Source organism: Sediminibacillus halophilus, assembly GCF_900103695.1.
GTDB classification, from domain to species: Bacteria; Bacillota; Bacilli; order Bacillales; family Amphibacillaceae; genus Sediminibacillus; species Sediminibacillus halophilus.
The window spans coordinates 46,876-67,180 of the sequence record NZ_FNHF01000004.1 but is presented as its reverse complement, the minus strand read 5'-3'; the positions used below and the strand labels follow the sequence as shown (position 1 = coordinate 67,180).

At 43.6% G+C, this 20,305-nt stretch carries 16 protein-coding genes and 1 pseudogene; 9 read left to right on the top strand and 8 right to left on the bottom strand.

Features of this window, described 5'->3' with window-relative positions; translation table 11 throughout:
• Positions 1–80: 80 nt before the first annotated feature.
• Positions 81–2,444, bottom strand: coding sequence for a beta-galactosidase (locus BLR82_RS14235; protein ID WP_074600151.1), 2,364 nt, complete (start codon positions 2,442–2,444; stop codon positions 81–83).
• Between the two features lie 83 nt (positions 2,445–2,527).
• Positions 2,528–3,754: a sugar ABC transporter substrate-binding protein gene (locus BLR82_RS14230; protein ID WP_074600150.1), complete on the bottom strand. Its 1,227-nt coding sequence runs from the start codon at positions 3,752–3,754 to the stop codon at positions 2,528–2,530.
• 534 nt (positions 3,755–4,288) lie between these two features.
• Here BLR82_RS14230 and BLR82_RS14220 point away from each other — a divergent pair.
• Positions 4,289–5,176, top strand: a complete 888-nt coding sequence (locus tag BLR82_RS14220) for an SDR family oxidoreductase (RefSeq protein WP_074600148.1) — start codon at positions 4,289–4,291, stop codon at positions 5,174–5,176.
• A 272-nt stretch (positions 5,177–5,448) separates the two neighbouring features.
• Here the strand turns inward: BLR82_RS14220 and BLR82_RS14215 are convergent, their stop codons facing one another.
• From BLR82_RS14215 to BLR82_RS20625, 4 genes and pseudogenes are all read right to left on the bottom strand, one after another.
• Positions 5,449–5,733 (bottom strand): hypothetical protein, encoded by a 285-nt coding sequence (locus BLR82_RS14215; RefSeq protein ID WP_074600147.1) that lies wholly within the window; start codon positions 5,731–5,733, stop codon positions 5,449–5,451.
• 611 nt (positions 5,734–6,344) lie between these two features.
• Entirely contained in the window at positions 6,345–6,494 is a 150-nt protein-coding gene (locus BLR82_RS21100; RefSeq protein WP_175486820.1) for a hypothetical protein, read from the bottom strand.
• A 591-nt stretch (positions 6,495–7,085) separates the two neighbouring features.
• A complete protein-coding gene (locus BLR82_RS20830) occupies positions 7,086–7,475 on the bottom strand; it encodes a hypothetical protein (RefSeq protein WP_139186974.1) in 390 nt (129 codons plus the stop codon).
• Positions 7,476–7,643: 168 nt separating this feature from the next.
• Positions 7,644–7,799 (bottom strand): annotated as a pseudogene (locus BLR82_RS20625) (DUF1272 domain-containing protein); the annotation flags it as partial.
• Between the two features lie 215 nt (positions 7,800–8,014).
• On the opposite strand from BLR82_RS20625, the gene mmgD reads away from it, so the two are divergent.
• The 6 genes from mmgD (at position 8,015) to BLR82_RS14175 (ending at position 14,744) form a co-directional block, all read left to right on the top strand.
• Positions 8,015–9,130: a citrate synthase gene (gene mmgD / locus BLR82_RS14200; protein ID WP_074600145.1), complete on the top strand. Its 1,116-nt coding sequence runs from the start codon at positions 8,015–8,017 to the stop codon at positions 9,128–9,130.
• 71 nt (positions 9,131–9,201) lie between these two features.
• Positions 9,202–10,644, top strand: a complete 1,443-nt coding sequence (locus BLR82_RS14195) for a bifunctional 2-methylcitrate dehydratase/aconitate hydratase (protein WP_425440905.1) — start codon at positions 9,202–9,204, stop codon at positions 10,642–10,644.
• A gap of 17 nt (positions 10,645–10,661) precedes the next feature.
• Entirely contained in the window at positions 10,662–11,582 is a 921-nt protein-coding gene (prpB, locus tag BLR82_RS14190; RefSeq protein ID WP_074600144.1) for a methylisocitrate lyase, read from the top strand.
• Between the two features lie 159 nt (positions 11,583–11,741).
• Positions 11,742–12,182 (top strand): cell wall hydrolase, encoded by a 441-nt coding sequence (locus BLR82_RS14185; RefSeq protein WP_074600143.1) that lies wholly within the window; start codon positions 11,742–11,744, stop codon positions 12,180–12,182.
• 234 nt (positions 12,183–12,416) lie between these two features.
• Complete coding sequence (locus BLR82_RS14180; protein ID WP_074600142.1) at positions 12,417–13,874, top strand: aldehyde dehydrogenase family protein; 1,458 nt, start codon at positions 12,417–12,419, stop codon at positions 13,872–13,874.
• Between the two features lie 15 nt (positions 13,875–13,889).
• On the top strand, positions 13,890–14,744 hold the full coding sequence (locus BLR82_RS14175; protein ID WP_074600141.1) for a methyl-accepting chemotaxis protein: 855 nt from the start codon (positions 13,890–13,892) through the stop codon (positions 14,742–14,744).
• 266 nt (positions 14,745–15,010) lie between these two features.
• Here BLR82_RS14175 and betA read toward each other — a convergent pair whose 3' ends face one another.
• Positions 15,011–16,693: a choline dehydrogenase gene (gene betA / locus BLR82_RS14170; protein ID WP_074600140.1), complete on the bottom strand. Its 1,683-nt coding sequence runs from the start codon at positions 16,691–16,693 to the stop codon at positions 15,011–15,013.
• A 142-nt stretch (positions 16,694–16,835) separates the two neighbouring features.
• Positions 16,836–18,308: a betaine-aldehyde dehydrogenase gene (betB, locus tag BLR82_RS14165; RefSeq protein WP_074600139.1), complete on the bottom strand. Its 1,473-nt coding sequence runs from the start codon at positions 18,306–18,308 to the stop codon at positions 16,836–16,838.
• A 290-nt stretch (positions 18,309–18,598) separates the two neighbouring features.
• On the opposite strand from betB, the gene cudC reads away from it, so the two are divergent.
• Entirely contained in the window at positions 18,599–19,150 is a 552-nt protein-coding gene (gene cudC / locus BLR82_RS14160) for a choline uptake/conversion transcriptional regulator CudC (RefSeq protein WP_074600138.1), read from the top strand.
• Positions 19,151–19,338: 188 nt separating this feature from the next.
• On the top strand, positions 19,339–20,229 hold the full coding sequence (locus BLR82_RS14155; protein ID WP_074600137.1) for a glycine betaine ABC transporter substrate-binding protein: 891 nt from the start codon (positions 19,339–19,341) through the stop codon (positions 20,227–20,229).
• Positions 20,230–20,305: the final 76 nt, after the last annotated feature.

The following is a 20,305-nucleotide window of genomic DNA, read 5'->3' as shown; positions in this document are numbered from 1 at the left end:
CCTGTTCTGCCGGAATTTGTGCAAGCATGCATACTTACCAGAAAACCAAGAAAGATAACCTGAAACATCCAAAGAACATCTTACACTGGTAAAAATTCTATCGTTTCATATTCTTCCGGCGAGTCAATAAGAACATGGTATTCTTCCGCCCTCATATCAACGACCTGAATATTCCCACTTTGTTTGGGGCGCCAGTTTTTCGAGTGAAGCATGATTTCGTCCTCGCTTTGTCTTCTCCTGATCACCATCGACAGTTTTTGATCGGACTCTGTCAGCTCGACGATTTCCGCTGTTCCATACCGAATCGATAAATCCTCGCGCAGTTGCACATTGATTGGTAACAGGAGACCGCTTTTGCCAGGGATCGTTATTGCTTTTCCGTCGAACAACTGGTTGTCTTGATAAACGACCGTTGTATCCTTGTCGTATTCATCAAAGTTGTTAAGGAATACAAACATTCCATCCCGGCCATTAATTCTCGCCGAAACATCCACTTCCGACTCGACATGGAAACGACTTTTCACATCGATCTTTGCCGCTAGATTTTTGTATACTTCCTTTTTATATTGATAGTCAAGCTCCATGCTGATGCCGAACATTACTAGCTTTCCTTTTCCCAGGCGCTTCTCAAATGCGACCACAGACTTTTCCTCGTTTTCAGCCCAGGCGAAGGCGCCTTCCTGTATGTCATACATTTCCATGCGGTCGATTTTCACATTGTCCACATCGTCTACCTGCACAAACCCGCCAGCTTCGGTCCCTTTCACATCCACATCCATGTAGTCTTTCAACACGGTGCACGGATCCCCGTTCATATCCTTAGTCGGGATGACCGGGAACAAGACGAGATTGCCGCCAGCTTCGATATAATCCATCAGCTTGCTCTGGACTTTTCCGTCCATCCGCTCATGGGCAAACACCCACAGGGAAGGAATTTCTGCTACATTTATATTGCCGTCTTTTAATAGGTTGAAGCCATCATAGACAATGTTGTTCACGCGCAGCCCTTTTGCCAGCCCATTAAAGAGATTGGCTTCTCTTTCCTGTTGTAACGATTCATCCCATTCAGCCGTGAATTGATTGCTGAATTCGGTCATGAAGTAATCTGGGTAGAAGGCAAGGTGGGTATGGATATCCGGCTTTGAACTTGCCAATGGCTGCTGATAAACCTGCAGCATACGCCCCAGATGCTCGATCACGTGATAGTGTGCCCGTTTCTCCCCCATCATTGTTAAAGGGGCCTGCCATTCATGACGCCTGCCCAGTATCCCGATTCCTCCAAAATTCTCGCCGCCGACAAACATATAATAGTTTGCCGCATTCATCCCGTTGGCAATGCAAAGACGAGTCGTTAAGTCGAATGTACTTGGCTGCAGCCTCGGTCGATCGGGAATGCTGCCTCCTTGGAATTCAGCGGAAAACAGAGGCTGCTCTTTCCATTGAATGGATTTGGTAAACGCATTCGCCAGGACAATGTCAACAAAGTTATCATATTCGATGTTTCCGATATAGTAATCACCTGCCGCCATCACCCCATCAATTTTGGCCACCTCTACTAATTGCGATAATCCGATAGGATACTTTGTCCCCCGTTTCAAGTGATCGACGGTATCGAACCCATGAATGTTTATTACGTACGGCACCTGGATGCCCTCACTATCCGCAAGCTTTTTCAAATGTTCGATGTACTGCCGGTAATGCGCCCGCATAAATAAACTCAACTCGTTTTTCAATGCCACGCCGTAGTGGGGTTGCGGCTGTCGTACCTTTGTTTTCACAAAATCAGCAATCCTGTCATCCTCGACATGAAATGTTTCCTTAAACGCGCTTAAGGTATACTTGTTTTCTAAATAGTTCGTGAAGAGGTCCAGCGTCACCGAATTAAAATCTCCCTGGTTCGTGACCCAGTGAAACATCCCGACTTCATTGTCTAATTGAAACATGATAATGGGTCCGCCGTGATGCCACTGAAATCTCTCGATAATCGGACAAATATGCTTGTACCAGTTTTGCACTTTCGCTAAATAAGTCGGGTGCATGTAGCTTACTACTCTGGTCGGATGGATATTGCCTTCCTCGGTTTTTGCCATAGCATCCGGATAACGGTCGATAAACCAGGTCGGAATTCCGTGATCAATCACCTCTGCCATCACATACGGGCCTGGACGGACCAAACAAAACATCTCTTCTTCCTTGACGATTTTTAAAAAGGAAATAAGATCCAGTTCCTCTCTCGAAGTACCCGAAAAGTCGATTTTGCCTTCTTCATATTCATGAATTCCCCAGGGGATATAGGTGCTGATCATATTCAGCCCTGCTTCTTTTGCTTGCCTGATGCGGTTTCTCCATTCCGGCTTTGGCACACGAAAATAATGCAGCTCCCCTCCAAAGAGAATAACCTCTTCTCCATCAATGATCATTTTTTCGTCTTTTACTTCTATCATTCCCATTCTCCTCTTATTCGGTTATCGTGGTAAACATATAAGAAAAGGAGAGAGGGGCAGCCGCCCCCTCTCTACTGAAAATCCTATTCGGACAAAATATCGTCTACTTCCTTCCGGTAGTTCGCTAGTGCTTCGTCTGTATCTGCTCCGCCTCGGTAAATCTGTTCCAGTGTGTCTAACAGTTCATTTCCCATTCTTTCGTACTCTGGGATTAGCGGCAGTGGTTCCGTTGACTTCAGTTGTTCTCCAAAGGTACTTACCATCGGGTCATCAGCTAAAATCGGATCTTCCCATGCCGCTTGATTGGCCGGAAGCTCGCTCATTGTTTCATACCAGGCCAATTGCGTATCTGTATCAGCCATCCAATTAATGAAATCAAGCGCTTCGTCCACCTTCTCTGAATTATGGAATATCGACAAATGCGCCCCACCCATCATCGATTTATTCGTTTCACCTTCTGGCATTAGCGCGACATCCCACTTTCCTTCAATATCTTCACCGTTATCCTTAATCGTCTTGATATCCCACGGACCGCTGAAGAACATTGGTTTAGACCCATCGCTGAACGCCTGGATAATCTCCTTGCCTTCTTCCAGTTGCGAATAACCCTCTTCATAGAATGTGGTATAAATATCAACCGCATCTTTAAAAGCAGGATCATCGAAGTTTGCTGAGCCTTCGCCTACTTCATACGTCCAACCTTGCTGCCAACCTAACATAAACGGGAACTGCGGATCTGTACGGGGTAAATCGATCGCATATTGACCGTCCCCTCTGTCCGCAAGCTTTTGAGATGCATCGATCATTTCATCCCATGTTTGTGGGCCATCGGGATAGCCGACTTCCTCTAAAATATCTGTTCGATAAAAAAGGGCCCGCGTATCCACATACCATGGAATCCCGATTACTTGATCATCATATTCCGCTGTCCCTCTAGCCCCTTCAAAAAAATTATTCAAATCTAAATTCTCATAGTCGCCAATATCCTCCGACATATCATAAAATGCGCCGGCTTCCGCAAATTCCGCGACCCATGTGGTGCCGATTTGCAACACATCAGGACCCTTCCCGGAGGCGACTGCTGTCAATAGCTTGTCATGTGCATTTTCCCAAGGAATTGTTTGTACTTCTATCTCGATATCATGTTCTGCTTCATAATCCTCTACAAACCCTTCCAATTCATCAGACATCGTCCATACTTGAAGCGTATCGTCAGAACTAGAGGAAGCATTGGAGCACGCCCCCAAAACAAAAGCAGCACCAACCAAGATTATTGCAAACAGAAAGACTTTACTTCCCTTCTTCAACATCTCCACACTCCTTTGATATGTTATAAACCCTTCAACGCTGATTGAAACGTTTCAATCAATGCCGTCATGAAACCATCGATATAATAGCTTTGAACGCACTTTTTTCGTTGTACCGTTTTCCAATAACATACCTTTATCCGGATTGTCGCCTGCTGATTTTCTTGTAGATCGGGTAAAGGGCCTTGAGAAATCCGGACTTTTGTTGAGCACTTTTGTTACCAGTTCTCCTAATCATCTTTTGCTCCGCTTCTGCTGGATTACCACTTTTGCACGCTCTGAGTTGAAAGAAAGTACACCCTTTCCCCCTTCCATTCCTAAACTTCCCGTTCTTTCCCTTTAAATCGTTGAAACGTTTCGACAATTCTACAGTACCAGAAAATGAATGCGCTTTCAACTTCTTTTTAACATTCGATCGTTTCCTCTTGATTGGAGCGGTAATTTCCCTTTGCTCGTCCCGGCAATGTTTATTCTTGCTGCGAACGAGGTAGGACACCTACATGTCCTTACAAGATTTCAGAAAGGTTGGTTTTATTTATGCCTAAGAACCCAATAGAAAAGTATTATCATAAAGATTTTCCAAAACAATATCAGAACCCGCCAGGTATTCAAAAAGAAATGGATCCTGTTCCAGACTGTGGAGAAAACAGCTATGAAGGTTCCGGCCAACTGAAAGGAAGAAAAGCGTTGATTACGGGTGGCGACTCCGGGATTGGCCGTGCTGCAGCGATTGCATATGCACGAGAAGGTGCGGACGTAGCAATCAACTACCTTCCCGTTGAAGAACCCGACGCCCAAGAGGTAAAAGAATTAATCGAGCAAGAAGGACGAAAAGCTATCTTGCTGCCTGGAGACTTGCGTGAAGAGGAATTTAGCCGCAGTCTCGTGCAAGATGCGGTCAAAGAGCTAGGTGGTTTGGATGCCCTTGTACTTGTAGCTGGGAAGCAACAGGCAGTGGAAGATATCGCTGATCTTACCACCGAGCAACTCGTTTCTACATTCGAGACCAATGTGTTTTCCATGTACTGGATGGTACAAGAAGCGTTGCCTCATATGCCTGAAGGAAGTTCGATCATCACCACCTCTTCGGTAGAGGCTTATAATCCATCTCCACTATTACCGGATTATGCAGCAACGAAAAGCGCAATTGTAGGATTCACAAAATCCATGTCAAAACAATTATCCTCCAGGGGGATACGCGTGAATTCCGTAGCACCCGGACCATTCTGGTCTGCCCTGCAAATATCCGGCGGCCAGCCACAGGAAAACATTCCGAAGTTCGGAAAAGAAACCCCGGAAACACCTTTGCAGCGCGCAGGCCAGCCTGTTGAGCTGAGCGGTATTTACGTTTTCCTCGCTTCCGAGCAAGCAAGCTATGTAACAGGCCATGTATATAGTGCAACCGGAGGACTGAATGCAAACTAGGTAGTTAAAACTTTCATTAGAAAGCACTCCTATAGTAATTAACGGGTTTAGTTTGGGGAGGAAAAAATGCTGATAACTTTAGAAAAAACACAATAATTCGCATACACTCCAAACCCCATTTAGCAGTAATAGCAAACTAAAACGCTCAGAAGATTTTCTGAGCGTTTTAGTTTGCTATTTAATTTTTCCTCTTCAACTAAAGCACCCGTTTGTTATACATAAAGACCTACACAATCATTGCATATTATATAAATGAAGTGACAATTAAATAATTACTTTTTGCCTTTTCGTTCTAAAAGTATAGGTGCTATATTTAGTAAGATAGAAACAATTGTCAAAACCCATAGTGCCCTTTCCATACCAGGTACTACATCCAATAAAGCTGCCCAATCTTCCACTTTTACCCACCGAGATACAAGACTGTACTCTGCACAAAGTGTTAATGCTGTAAATGATAATCCCATCGCCATAGCAAGCTTGTAATCCTTTCCTGCTTTATACATATACAGATTTATAAAAGTTGTTACTATAGCAATCCCCCCTAACATTAACCACATAACTATACCTCCGTAATTTTATTTATGTCCTGTAATAATACCTAATGTGCTTCATCTCAATCTTTTGCATTACTTTTTTATTAGACACTTATACGTCTAATCTATTTAAAAGTAAATGCCTTATGTGATTTCTTATTCAACAAATCTGCCAGCTAGATTAAGAACAATTTTTCACAATCTCTATACATTTATTTTCCACTTACCTTTTTAAAAAATAGTCCATCACTCCTTTAAGTAAAGCTGTCTAAAGTAAATTATATCTTTTAAATTAAACGATTTGTAAGTATATCCAATTCTTCTGCTGGTGATTTTACTGTTTTCTTTTCCACATTCGTTGTAAATGAAGGATCGTAGAGCCCAGCTAAGCATATCTCGGATTGAAATTAGAGTAGAAATACTTTCCAGAAAAAGGGGATGCAAATCTAGTTTGATTTGCATCCCCAAACAAGGTTTTATTTTATATTTTCTCTCGTACTTTAACCGTTAGCCTATAATAGGCTGCTTTCTTATTAAGTACTACTTGGCACATATGTGTAGTAACATGAGAAGAATTCATTTGATTAAACAGGTCAAACATTCATCACTCTAACGATTACCTGCATTTTTCATAATTAGTTTTTACAACCGTTTTTATCACAAGTTATTCTAGAATTTGTATTCACCCAATGATGAGAATTTGTTTGAGTGCTACTTCCACATCCAGTTACACCACCTTTAGTACCACTATGCACAATGCCAGTAGGTGTATGTTTTACTGCCATTCTTTCACCTCCCCACTATATTAAGAATTTTCTATTTATTACAATACCTTCTACGAAATTCGAGAAAATAGGTTTCACAATTCGATTATTTATTCAAATTGCTACACAGAAAATGTCCGTGATCAGTGAGGAAAGAAAATATTCCGGCCTTCGAAAAGAAACCCAAGAAACACCTTTGCAGCGCGCACACCAGCCTATTTAGCTGAGCGGGATTTAACGTTTTCCTCGCTTTCGAGCAAGCTATGGAACAGGCCAGGTATATAGAGTAACCGTAGAATTGAATGCCAAACTATAGATCTTACGTTAACAAACTAAAAAAAGATAGATTGCAGTTACGCAACCTATCTTTTTTAGTTAAATTTCCAAATAAGGAGCCCAATGACAATTAAAACTAAATAACTCAATATTACTGGAAACTTTGCTTTGTAAAAAATAATGTTTATTACTACCAAATAAGATAAATACACTACAAAATACAAAGGGATGGATATGTTGAAAAAATAAAAGGGGATGATTAATAGTAAGGCAACAATTGCATTAATTCCTGGAATCTTATTTTCCGTCCCACTCATACCACAAACCTACTTTCCTTTATCTCCAACAATAAGGTGTGTAATCACTACAAGTTTTACGTTTACTTCGCGTAGTTGTAGTTTTGTAAGTATTAAACTTACTATCTTCAAACCAAACATATTTAGTCTTAAAAGTTGCGATATATGCATTACCTTCAACTATTTTCCCATATATCTTAGCATATTTAGTAGGTTCATACCCAGATAACAAATAGGAAGCAGATGAACTCCCCAAACCAAAAATGGAAGAAAGTTCATTTTTAGTTAAACCACCAAAAGATAACCCCAGAGCACGGTTTGTTATTAAGTAATCCCAGCTAAGACCAGATTGCTTACCTAGATAGGTGTATGATTCCCCTGGTTCAGGAGCAGGTACACTAAAAGTAATTATTTCACCACCAGCAACCATGGAATGTAGACCGTTTCATGAAATAGAAAAAAATCAAAACAGTAATTACAGCCATATACCTATGCACTCTTTTGACACAACTAATAGTTAGCTCCCTAAAACCAATTCTTCTTCCATTTATAATTCTAGTAGTTTAACAAAAAAAATCTATACCTTATTTTACAATATTTAAAATTGGTCCATTTTTTTACTGTTTATAGTACTCCTATTATTGATTTTTGGGATTATATATTGATTGAGCAACTTGTTAGTCCCTCGTCTTTTAACAAGCTCACCTCCACAGTTCGGACAAACAAACTCCATACTTTCTGAACATTTCGGGCAAAAAGTATGTCGTTACAGTGCGTCAGCTATGGCCAAAACGGGTGCCCCCATTTTCAAAGAAAAATTGTTTACTTTCCAACTATTTGTTATATTTAAGAAGTAAAACTGCATATTGAATGGGTTCTCAAGCTTCGGAGACTGTCGGCAGCCATGCGGATTTTAACGTTTTACCACTTATTGAAAGCGCTTGCTTTAATACGACTAGGAGGGGTCTTATGCGAGAGAAAACGAGTTATAAACCCGGTTTGGACGGGGTGATTGCATCCGAAACACAGCTTTCTTACTTGGATGTCGAAGCGGAAGAAATTGTTCTTCGTGGATATGATCTTATCGAGCTTGCCAAAAGCAGGCAGTACCTGGATCTGGTTCAGCTATTGCTGCAGGGAGAACTACCTGATCAACAAGAACGCTCCACCCTTGAGCAACAATTAAAAAAGGAATATGACCTCCCAGATAATTTCTTCGCCCTTTTCCACAAACTGCCTAAACAGACACACCCGATGGATGCATTGCGGACAGGGATTTCCGCTCTCGCTGGATATGAACAGGATTTGAACGGACGGAGCGAAGAACAAATCAAACAAATTGCGCTCAGCTTGTTGGCGAAAATTCCCAACATCGTGGCGAACAGCTATCACATTCTTTATGACGAGAAAGTGATAGCCCCGCGACAGGAACTGTCGTACAGTGAGAATTTCTTGCATATGATTACAGGTAAAAAGCCTACCGCAACAGAAGCTGCATATTTCGATCAATCTTTGATGGTGTACAGTGAACACGAAATGCCGAATTCTACTTTTACGGCACGCGTAATCGCTTCGACGAATTCAGACATTTACGGAGCGCTTACCGGAGCAGTCGCTTCGTTGAAAGGAAACCTCCACGGAGGAGCAAACGAGGCTGTTATGCACATGCTGTTGGAAGGAAAAACAACCGATGGATTCCGCCATCTACTGTATGAAAAGCTTAAAAAGAAAGAAAAGGTGATGGGCTTCGGACACCGTGTCTACATGAAAAAGATGGATCCGAGAGCTTTGCTGATGAAAGAAGCATTACGCGAGCTTGCAGCAGTGAAAAACCGGAATGACCTCATGGAAATGTGTGAGGCAGGGGAACAACTAATGAAGGAAGAAAAAGGGCTTTATCCGAATTTGGACTATTATGCAGCCCCTGTTTATTACTTGTTGGGTATCCCGATCGACTTATACACCCCGATTTTCTTTGCAGCCAGAACGCTGGGATTGTGCGCCCATGTATCGGAGCAATATGCCAACAATAAGTTGTTCAGACCGAGAGTTCTCTATACTGGACCGCGCGGACTTCATCCTTAAAAAAACAAACTGCCGGGGTATCCCGGCTGGCTTTTTTATGACTATTACATAATGAAAAGGTGGCGTTAACAATGACAGAAATGAAAGTAAAATCGGCACAAACCGCTGACCAAGTATTAGAACGTATCGCCGATTATGCCGTATATGGCAAAATCACCAGCGAAGAAGCGTTGAAAACAGCACAATATGTATTGGTGGATACGCTTGGGTGTGGATTCTTGGCCTTACGTTACCCTGAGTGCACCAAGCATCTAGGCCCTATCGTACCAGGCACCGTGGTACCAAATGGCTCACGTGTTCCAGGTACACCTCATGAACTGGACCCTGTCCATGCGGCCTTCAACATCGGATGCATGATTCGCTGGCTCGATTACAATGACACTTGGCTTGCTGCAGAATGGGGACATCCTTCCGACAACCTGGGAGGAATCTTAGCGATTTCCGATTATATCAGTCGCAAAAGATGTTCAGAAGGAAAACGACCGCTGCATATGGACACAGTTTTGGAAAACATCGTTAAAGCCCATGAAATTCAAGGGATACTGGCTTTGGAAAACAGTCTTAATCGCGAGGGGCTCGACCATGTGCTTTACGTCAAGGTTGCCACCACCGCCGTAGTAACCGCCATGCTGGGAGGCAGCAAAGAGGATGTCATCAATGCGGTGTCACAGGCATGGGTCGATAATTCCAGCCTTCGGACTTATCGGCACGCACCGAACACCGGATCACGGAAATCGTGGGCAGCCGGAGATGCGACAAGCCGCGGGGTAAGACTTGCCTTGATGACGATGAACGGGGAAATGGGCTATAAGACCGCCCTTTCCGCGCCAGGATGGGGATTCCAGGATGTGCTCTTCGGCGGAAAAGAATTGAGCCTGGCACGCCCATTTGGCTCCTATGTGATAGAAAACATTTTGTTTAAAATATCCTTCCCTGCTGAATTCCATGCGCAAACTGCAGCGGAAGCGGCAATCAAACTCCATGAACGGGTTAGTGGAAGGATCGAAGACATCGAGCGAGTAACCATTACAACGCACGAATCAGCTATTCGGATTATCGATAAAAAAGGGCCGCTTTACAATCCGGCAGACCGAGATCATTGTATCCAATACATTACAGCTATCGGCTTGCTTTATGGGTCATTGAATGCAGATCACTACGAAGACGAGGTAGCCTCCAATCCGGAAATCGACCACTTGAGAAACAAGATGGTGATAACCGAGAATGAACAATACAGCAAAGACTACCTTGATCCGGATAAGCGCTCCATCGCCAATGCTGTCCAAGTGTTCTTCAATGATGGGACCCATACCGAACAAATAGCAGTAGAATACCCGATAGGACACAGACGCCGCCGTGAGGAAGGCATACCGCTGCTTTTGGATAAGTTCCAACACAATGTAAAGACACGGTTTCCACTTCGCCAGGCCGACAGAATTCTTGAATTGTGCGAGAATTATGATGAATTGACAGATACACCCGTCAATCAGTTCATGGAATTATTCCGCATTTAATGAAGGAGGAATTATAGATGTCATGGATCGTCGAACCAAAATCAACGCAGCCCGAAAGAGCAGAAACCTTTAAAAAGTTGATCAACCAACCAGAATTACTAAAAATCCCTGGCGCTCACGATGGGATTTCCGCCAAGATTGCCCGAGATGTCGGTTTCCAGGCCATTTATCTGTCCGGTGCCGCCTATACGGCAAGCCGGGCTCTCCCTGATCTCGGACTCATTTATTCAAATGAAATGGCCGAAAAAGCCCAAGAACTTATCCGTGCTTCAGATCTTCCTCTACTCGTGGACATCGATACGGGATACGGAGGAGTCATCAACGTAGCCCGGGCGGCAAGAGAAATGGTCGAAGCCGGTGTTGCCGCCGTACAAATAGAGGATCAGCTGCTTCCTAAAAAATGCGGGCACTTGAATGGAAAAAAACTGATTGATCCAGATGAAATGATGCAGAAAATCCGTACAATCAGAGAAGTCGCTCCTACACTTGTCATCGTAGCCCGGACAGATGCAAAATCGGTGGAAGGAATGGAAAAAGCCATCGAGCGGGCCAACATGTATGTCGAAGCTGGAGCCAATGCCATCTTTCCTGAAGCGTTAACGAGTGAAGAAGACTTTCGACTGGCATCATCAGCGATAAATGCCCCTCTGCTCGCCAACATGACCGAATTCGGAAAAACCCCTTATTTTACAGGGGCGGATTTCCTTTCATTCGGAATGAGCATGGTCATTTATCCTGTTACGTCCCTACGCGTGGCAGCCAAAGCTTACGAGCGGGTTTTTACTGAGATTATGGATCACGATACACAAAAGGAAAAACTCGAAGACATGCAGTCACGCCAAGAACTATATGACACCATTAAGTATTACGATTATGAAGCATTGGATGAAAAAGTAGCAAGAACCGTACTTCCGGAAATAGGGAAAGAAAATAAGTAATCAAGAGAAATTATCTGCTTCCCAAACTATTATCCGACCATCGACTGTTTGTATATAAGCAGCCCAGTCAGCCATACTCATCCTCTTTCACTATATTGTTCACGTAAAAAGCAACTTTATGGGCATTTTACATAGAATGCTCTTAGAGGTGATACAAAAATGGCAAGAGTAAAATATACGGATAACGATGTCAACCTTGTCGCAAGGATGATGAGGGCTGAAGCTGAAGGGGAAGGAAAACAAGGAATGCTGATGGTGGGCAATGTCATTGTGAATCGGCTGAAAGCAAATTGTCTGGATTTTGAAGATTTGCGATCGATACGGGATGTCATCTTTCAAGTGCAAGGTGGCAACTACTCGTTCGAAGCTGTGCAAAAGGGAAATGTTTTTTATAACAGAGCCAGAGGTGTAGAAAAAAGGTTGGCCAGACAAGTGTTGGACTTTTGGAGACAGCACCCTTCCAAATTTGCCCTCTGGTATTTCAACCCTTATGGCGAATGTCCTCCTGAGTGGTACGGCCAGCCATTCACGGGACAATTTAAACAACATTGTTATTATGAACCCCAGGCCAATACGTGCGAAAGCGTTTATCGCTGGTAGGAACCCCCCTCCCCCACACAAATGTGGGGATTTTTTCTGCACTTTTTACGATCTATCGTTAGGTTGTCTTTTCATCGTTCGCTTTCATGAATGCCCATACAATCAGGTTCCGTGGATTCACCAGAATAGGTTTTCCTAAAGGATCGAAGCTACCTCACAAACACCCCTTTACTTATTGACTATTCATACCGATATTAGAAAGGTATTTACATTTTACATACCAGGGGGAATATCATGTTAGACATCAACTCGCTCAACAAACAATACATTGCCGGCACATGGATTGATGGAAAAAGCAGCCGCACATTGAAAGATATAAATCCATACAACGGCGAAGTAATAACAGAGTTCAAAATGGCTTCGACAGAGGATGTGGATGCTGCCTATTCAGCAGCACAGGCAGCTATGGACGAATGGAATCAAATTAATCCATATAAACAACGGGACATCCTCGAGAATGCTGTAACATATATTGATGCCCATGAAGAGGAAATCACGAATCTCATTATCGATGAGCTTGGTGGTACACGATTAAAAGCAGCATTTGAAATAGGCCTTGTGAAAAACATGATCAAGGAAGCAGCAACTTTTCCACTAAAAAAGGAAGGCAAAATTCTGCCGTCCGTTGAAAACGGGAAGGAGAACCGCCTATACCGAATGCCGGCAGGTGTAGTTGGAGTTATCAGCCCATTCAACTTTCCTTTTTTCTTATCCATTAAATCAATTGCACCAGCAATCGGCGCTGGTAATGGCGTTGTTCTAAAAGCGCACGAAGAAACACCAATCGTCGGTGGTACATTGATTGCGAAGATATTCGAAGAAGCTGGAATTCCCAAAGGTCTATTCAATGTAGTGGTCACAGACATTAGTGAAATTGGCGATTCGTTTGTAGAACACCCTATTCCAAGGATTATCTCCTTTACAGGTTCCACTGGTGTAGGTAGACATATCGCACAATTGGCAGCAAAACATTTTAAAAAACCACTGCTCGAATTAGGCGGAAATAGCGCATTTATCATTTTGGATGATGCCGATATCGACTATGCGGTGAACGCAGCGGCGTTCAGTCGATTTACCCATCAGGGTCAGATCTGCATGTCTGCAAACCGTATCATTGTCCATCAATCTGTTTATGACGAATTTATTCGCAAATACAGAGATAAAATCGCTTCCCTTAAAACCGGCGATCCACGAGATCCTGATACCGTTATAGGACCTGTCGTGAACGAAAGAGCAGCCCAAACCCTCAAGTCACTCATCGAGAAAGGCATAGAACAAGGTGCCGAACCGCTGCTAAAAGGAAATATTTCAGGTAACATAGTAGAACCAACCATATTGACAGGTGTCACTTCAGATATGGACATTGCCCGCGAGGAGATGTTTGGCCCGGTTGTCAGTGTGATGACGTTTAAAACGGACGAAGAAGTAATTCGGATTGCGAATGATACTAACTTTGGTCTAAGTGGTGCAGTGCACACCAGGGATGGAGAACGAGGTGTCCAGTTGGCAAAACAGGTTCATACCGGCATGATTCACGTGAACGACATCACGATCAATGACGAACCAATTGTCGCATTCGGCGGTGAAAAACAATCCGGTCTAGGTCGGCTGAACGGAGAATGGAGTCTTGAGGAATTTACAACTCTAAAATGGATTTCGATCAATTATGGACAGCGACAGTTTCCATACTAAACGAGGAGGAAAATTATGAGCAGCGTTAAAACAGCTACAGAGTCAGAAATTCTGAATGCCTTTATCAAAGTGGCACCGGTCCTGAATCAATTGATAAACGATGATATCACGGTCGGGATTTATGATACGGAAAAACTAATCATCAATATCCCCGGGGAAACATTCTCCCTTAATGTCAATCCCGGTGATCCGCTTGCTGAGGGTGACATCATCACCAATGCCATTAAGGAAAACCGTTCAAAAACAGAAATTGTGCCGAAAGAATTATTCGGCTTTCCGCTTATTGCCCGCGCCATTCCGTTGCACGACGAAAACGGTACAATTATTGGGGGCGTAGGCATCGGAACCAGTCTGGAAAAAGCCAATAAACTGCATGAAGTTGCCGAAAGCCTTCTAGCAATTGTAGAACAGTCGGCAGCTTCCATCCAGGAAATCACTGGCTCCATAAATGATTTGGCCCAACATGTAACAGATGTTTCAACCCAAGTGAAAAAGGTCAGTGAAAGCACAGATGAAATCGGCGAAATATCAACGGTAGTCAAAGGCATTTCTGAACAAAGCAACCTTTTGGGTCTGAATGCATCAATTGAAGCTGCACGTGCGGGTGATGCAGGCAAAGGATTCGGCGTGGTGGCGGAGGAGATTCGGAAACTTGCCACTAACTCAAAAGATAACGTCAAAAAAATCAACGATGCCACCAAAAACATCCAAAACCTGATTACCAAACTGGATGAAGCATTTTCCGGAATTCATAAAATGACAGATACACAAGCAACCGCAATTACAGAGATTTCTTCCACTGTCGAAGAAATCAGTACGAATGCCCAGGACTTAGCTAAATTAGCTGAAAATCAGCTGGAAACGAGATAAAAAATCCTTATAAGCACGAAACAGAACCTGGAAAGCCATTACAAGGCCTTCCAGGTTCTGTTTATAAAGGGGGGACATTTTTTATGGAGTATCAAACTGATTCAATCCCATCGTTTCTTTACGGAATCTGTCCATCAGCACTTTCTTATCGCTAAAGCACGGCGATGCCATCTAACACTATTTCCAAATAAAAGAGAAGGCACTCTATCAAAATGTATGCTGTGACGGGCAAATACATTCAGAAAGAGACCTTCTCCTAAAAAGCATTATTGGGTTACGGTGCCTGCATCGGCCGGATGTACTCCATGACGATAATAATCCGCATGAATAGGGTCTAGCGGTTTACGCCCGAGGATTAAGTCCGCTGCTTTTTCCGCCAACATCAACACTGGCGCATGGATATTGCCATTTGTGACATAAGGCATAGCCGAAGCATCTGCCACTCGTACATTATCAAGGCCATGAACTTTCATGGTTTGTGGGTCCACGACAGACATGGGATCAGAAGCTGGCCCCATCTTTGCTGTGCAAGACGGGTGAAGAGCTGTTTCAGCGTCATTCCTCACCCATTCCAAAATCTCTTCATCTGTACGAACAGAAGGTCCAGGTGAGATCTCCCCTGCGTTGTAAGGCTTCATAGCTGGCTGAGACATTATTTCACGGGTGATTCTGATTGCTTCCACCCACTCGCGCTTGTCCTGTTCCGTAGAAAGATAGTTATAAACCATGCTCGGATGCTCTCTTGGATCTTTCGAACGAATCTTTAACGATCCACGAGCATCAGAGTACATCGGTCCAATATGAACCTGGAATCCGTGCGGTGTTGACGCTTTTTGTCCATCGTACCGGACTGCTACCGGAAGGAAGTGGAACATCAAATTCGGGTAATCGACATCTTCGTTCGAACGGACGAAACCTCCGCCTTCGAAATGATTGGTCGCTGCCGCTCCGGTGCGTCCGAGCATCCATTGCAAACCAATCCAAGGCATCCGTAATTTATTCAAGTTCGGCTGTTCGGAAACCGGTTCCGAGCAAGCGTGTTGCACATAGACTTCAAGGTGATCCTGGAGGTTTTCCCCTACTCCCGGAAGATCAACTACCGGTTTAATGCCAAGAGAACGTAGATGTTCGGCATCGCCCACACCCGACAGTTGAAGCAGCTGCGGTGTATTGATGGCGCCGCCTGCGAGAATGATTTCCCCTGCGTTCACTTGATGTGTCTTCCCGTTGCGTCGATAGGTCAACCCTTTAGCTCGAGTCCCGTCGAAGTCGATACTTGTAACAAAAGCACGTGTCTTCACCGTCAAATTCTCACGCTTCATTGCCGGGCGCAAATAGGCACGGGAAGCTGACAATCGTTGACCTTTATAAACATGCTTATCAAACGGCCCGAATCCCTCCTGGCGAAAACCGTTCACATCAGGGGTCCGAGAGTAACCGGCTTCTACGCCTGCATTAAAGAAGGCTTGGAACAAAGGATTTTTGGCTGGTCCGCGTTCCAGTTTGATAGGCCCGTCATGGCCGCGAAGCTCGTCGTCTGGTGATCCCAAAGCATTTTCCAAGCGTTTAAAATATGGCAGACAGTGGGCAAAATCCCATGTCCCCATCCCTTCGTCGGCTCCCCAGCGTTCATAGTCCATCGGATTTCCGCGTTGATAAATCATGCCGTTGATGGAACTTGAGCCTCCGAGCACCTTTCCACGGGCATGCTTGATCCTACGGCCATTCATATATGGTTCAGGGTCCGATTCGTATTTCCAGTCGTAGAGGCTTTTGCCTGCTGGAAACGGCAAAGCTGCCGGCATTTGGATCAATAGATCCCATGGATAATCACTTCGTCCGGCCTCTAAGACAAGGACACTTTTTTTCCCATCTTCACTTAGACGGTCGCCGAGCACGGAACCCGCACTCCCGCCGCCAACGATAACAATGTCGTATGTTTCGTTCATCTTCTGTTCCTCCTTAGGTGTTAAAAATAGAAGAAAGGAATTCCTCACAACTTCTTTCTTCTTTTATTGAAGCTTCAGGCTTTAAGTTGGAGGGATGTAAAATATCCCTCCCCAATCATGGAAGTCATACTAGATTGATAGCTTAGAACCAGTTAATCGATTCGGGTTTAAGGTTTTGAAAGATATGCTTTGTTTCGGTATATTCTTCCATCCCCAGCTTCCCTAGTTCACGTCCAATTCCAGACTGCTTAAATCCACCCCAAGGGGCATGCGGGAAGTAAAGGTTGAATTCATTAATCCAAACCGTACCCATGCGCATTTTTGCTACACAACGTTCCGCTTTGGCAATATCGTTGGTCCAAACGCCGCCGGCAAGCCCGTAGATCGAATCGTTCGCAAGCTTTACCGCTTCCTCCTCTGTCCGGAACTTCTCTACCGTAATAATAGGACCAAACGCTTCGTCCTGGACAATGCGCATGTCTGTGGTGCAGTCTGTGAAAATGGTAGGCAAATAGAAAAATCCATTTTGCAGTTCTGGATCAGCCGGACGGCTGCCGCCAACTGCCACCGTAGCGCCTTCTTGGATACCTGTTTCTACATATTTTTCTACTTTTGCAAGATGTTCCGCTGAAATAAGCGGACCCATTTGCGTATCCTCATCAAATCCGTTGCCAAGCTTGAATTTTTTCACCCGCTCAACAAGCGCATGTACGAACTCATCGTGAATACTTTCTTCAACAATCAATCTAGTACCGGCGGAACAGATTTGTCCTGCGTGGAAAAAGACCCCATTTAACGCCTGGTCGACTGCTACATCGAAATCAGCATCAGCAAAAACAACATTCGGGTTTTTCCCGCCAAGTTCAAGGGCCAGCTTTTTCACATTCACGCTTGCCGCTTGCATGATTTTCTTGCCGGTAACAATTCCGCCTGTAAAGGAAATAAGGTCTACCTCCGTATTATCAGACAGCTCGGCACCCACGGTATTGCCAGCACCAAGTACCAGGTTGGCAACGCCAGCAGGCACTCCCGCTTCTTCGATTAATTCAAATACTTTTATCGTCGTTAGTGGTGTAATTTCACTTGGTTTCATAATTAATGTGTTTCCAGTCGCAAGCGCTGGAGCCAGTTTCCAGGACGCTTGAAGCAATGGATAATTCCAAGGGGTAATCTGGCCGCAGACACCAACTGGTTCGCGCACTACTTTGCTGATTGAGTTAGGAATAGGAGAATCGATCAACTCCCCTCCATCTTTATCAGCAAGCTCGGCAAAATAACGAAAAACGCCTGCAATGTCCTCCATATCCCCGCGGCTTTCTTCTACTGTTTTACCAGTATCCAACGATTCTAATGTAGCAAGTTCTTCTTTATCTCTTTCTATTAATTCAGCAATTTTTCTAACGATCGCTCCACGCTCCGTTGCCGGGGTAGTCGACCATTCACCATGATCAAATGCTTCTCTTGCTGCAGCGATTGCTGCCTTCGCATCCGATTCATCCCCTTCGGGAACCGTTGCAATAATTTCCTGGTTAAATGGATTAATAATATCCCGCGTATTACCTACGTTCGCATCCACCCATTTGCCATTAATGTATTGTTGTTGTTTGAGGTCCACAACTATCAACTCCAATTTTTAAATTACATTAAGTTTATTAAAAATATATTTAACGTTTAAAAATCATATCATGACTTTTTTTGGCTGTCAAAGTAGAATAAAAACGTAAAAGTTTAAGGAGAATCAAAATACACGATAATAGTTGGCGTGATGCAGGTAGCAGGCAATCGCGGCCGGCGTGGATTGCAATTTTCCATTTGACATTTCGTCTCAACACGATAACATAAACTTTGTGAAGAAAATTTAAATGTTATTTAACGCGCTTTACTTTATCGCGAAGGAGCGACCTTATGAGTGAATCGACAGAAAGATCAAGAATGAAAATAGAAGAAGCCAAGGACAAAGTAATTGGCGCCATTGCAGAAACAATGGATTTATATGGGGTAACCCCATCGGCCGCAAACTTGTATGCGACCATGTATTTTAAGGATCAGATGACCCTGGATGAAATGCGTACGGAGCTGGATATGAGTAAACCGAGCATGAGTACCAGTGTCCGCAAGCTCCAGGAAATAGCCATGGTGAAGAAGACGTTCACACGTGGTTCCAGGAAGCATACCTATGCCGCAGAGAAAAATTTCTTTCGTTCCTTTATGGTGTTTTATTGTCAGATGTGGGAACGAGAAGTAAAAATGAATATGGAAGCAATTGAGGAAGCGCAAGAAGATTTAATAGATGTCATAAAAGAGACCACCAGCACACCAGAAATTGTAGCGGATGCGAAAAAGTACTATGATCAATTAGAAGGTTCCAAAACGTACTATCGCTGGTTGGATGACTTGGTTGCAAGTATAAGAAGCGGTAAGATTTTTGAGTTCTTACCGAAAGATCAGCAAGAATAAGTGGCTGGTTTTTTATCAGGTAGTCTATAGAAAGATGGCTATAGACTACTTGGCTATAGGAATGTTATCGTCTCTTTGGAAAGAAGAGATGAATTCTTTTAGTCTTTTTGTTAAATTATTTCTAAATACATTTAATATTTTAAATGTATTTAAATAAATATACAAAAGCAAAGGGGAGTTTTTTCAACATGAATACTTGGAAAAAAGAGCTTAGTCTTATTTTCGCGATTCTCCTGCTCGCTGTACTGACAGCATGCGGTAACACAAGCGGAGAATCTAACAGTGAAGCAGAAACAGAAGAAAACGAGGAAGCAATAACAATTGGCCAAATTAACTGGGCTGAAAATATTGCCGTCACAAATATGTGGAAAGCCATCCTGGAAGACAAAGGTTATAACGTGAAGTTAAGCGTATTGGATATGGGCACGACGATGAAGGCTTTAGAAGATGGCGAGCTGGATGCCAGCCTTGAAATATGGCTGCCGGTCCAGGATGCCAATTATCTGGAGAAATACCAGGATACAGTCAATTTCTCTGATGCAACTTGGTTCGATAACGCAAAAGTAGGACTGGTTGTTCCAACCTATTTAGAAGATATCAACAGTGTGGAAGACTTAAACGAGCACAAAGAACTGTTTGATGGGGAAATTGTTGGTTTTGACCCGGGTGCCGGTACGATGGAAGTTACCGAACAATTAATCAAGGATTATAATCTCGATTTTGAACTGCTGCCAAGCTCTGAGCCTGCGATGTTAAGTGAAATCGGAGAAGCAGTAAAAGATGAGGAACCAATCGTGGCACCGCTATGGAGCCCACACTGGATCTTTTCCAAATATGATCTGAAATTCCTGGAGGATCCGAAGAAAACATTCGGCGGTGTAGAAAAAATCCATCATGCTACAAGACAAGGGTTTGCAGAGGATTATCCAGAAATAAGCGAATGGTTTAAAAACTGGAAGATGAATGACCAGCAAATCGGCGAGCTTATCGACTACACTGAAAATGCCGAAGAGCCGCTTGACGGGGCGAAAAAATGGGTTAAAGAGAATCAGGATTTGATTGATGAGTGGGTAAAATAATGGAATAAAAAAGAAGTCGGCTCTCTTCCTTTTGATGAGTCCGACTTCTTTTTTATATGAAATCCTAACTTATTTT

Coding starts and splice junctions, on each gene's coding strand:
- BLR82_RS14235 (WP_074600151.1), bottom strand. CDS start 2,444: ATGATAGAAGTAAAAGACGAAAAAATGATCATTGATGGAGAAGAGGTT.
- BLR82_RS14230 (WP_074600150.1), bottom strand. CDS start 3,754: ATGTTGAAGAAGGGAAGTAAAGTCTTTCTGTTTGCAATAATCTTGGTT.
- BLR82_RS14220 (WP_074600148.1), top strand. CDS start 4,289: ATGCCTAAGAACCCAATAGAAAAGTATTATCATAAAGATTTTCCAAAA.
- BLR82_RS14215 (WP_074600147.1), bottom strand. CDS start 5,733: ATGTGGTTAATGTTAGGGGGGATTGCTATAGTAACAACTTTTATAAAT.
- BLR82_RS21100 (WP_175486820.1), bottom strand. CDS start 6,494: ATGGCAGTAAAACATACACCTACTGGCATTGTGCATAGTGGTACTAAA.
- BLR82_RS20830 (WP_139186974.1), bottom strand. CDS start 7,475: ATGGTTGCTGGTGGTGAAATAATTACTTTTAGTGTACCTGCTCCTGAA.
- mmgD (WP_074600145.1), top strand. CDS start 8,015: ATGCGAGAGAAAACGAGTTATAAACCCGGTTTGGACGGGGTGATTGCA.
- BLR82_RS14195 (WP_425440905.1), top strand. CDS start 9,202: ATGACAGAAATGAAAGTAAAATCGGCACAAACCGCTGACCAAGTATTA.
- prpB (WP_074600144.1), top strand. CDS start 10,662: ATGTCATGGATCGTCGAACCAAAATCAACGCAGCCCGAAAGAGCAGAA.
- BLR82_RS14185 (WP_074600143.1), top strand. CDS start 11,742: ATGGCAAGAGTAAAATATACGGATAACGATGTCAACCTTGTCGCAAGG.
- BLR82_RS14180 (WP_074600142.1), top strand. CDS start 12,417: ATGTTAGACATCAACTCGCTCAACAAACAATACATTGCCGGCACATGG.
- BLR82_RS14175 (WP_074600141.1), top strand. CDS start 13,890: ATGAGCAGCGTTAAAACAGCTACAGAGTCAGAAATTCTGAATGCCTTT.
- betA (WP_074600140.1), bottom strand. CDS start 16,693: ATGAACGAAACATACGACATTGTTATCGTTGGCGGCGGGAGTGCGGGT.
- cudC (WP_074600138.1), top strand. CDS start 18,599: ATGAGTGAATCGACAGAAAGATCAAGAATGAAAATAGAAGAAGCCAAG.
- BLR82_RS14155 (WP_074600137.1), top strand. CDS start 19,339: ATGAATACTTGGAAAAAAGAGCTTAGTCTTATTTTCGCGATTCTCCTG.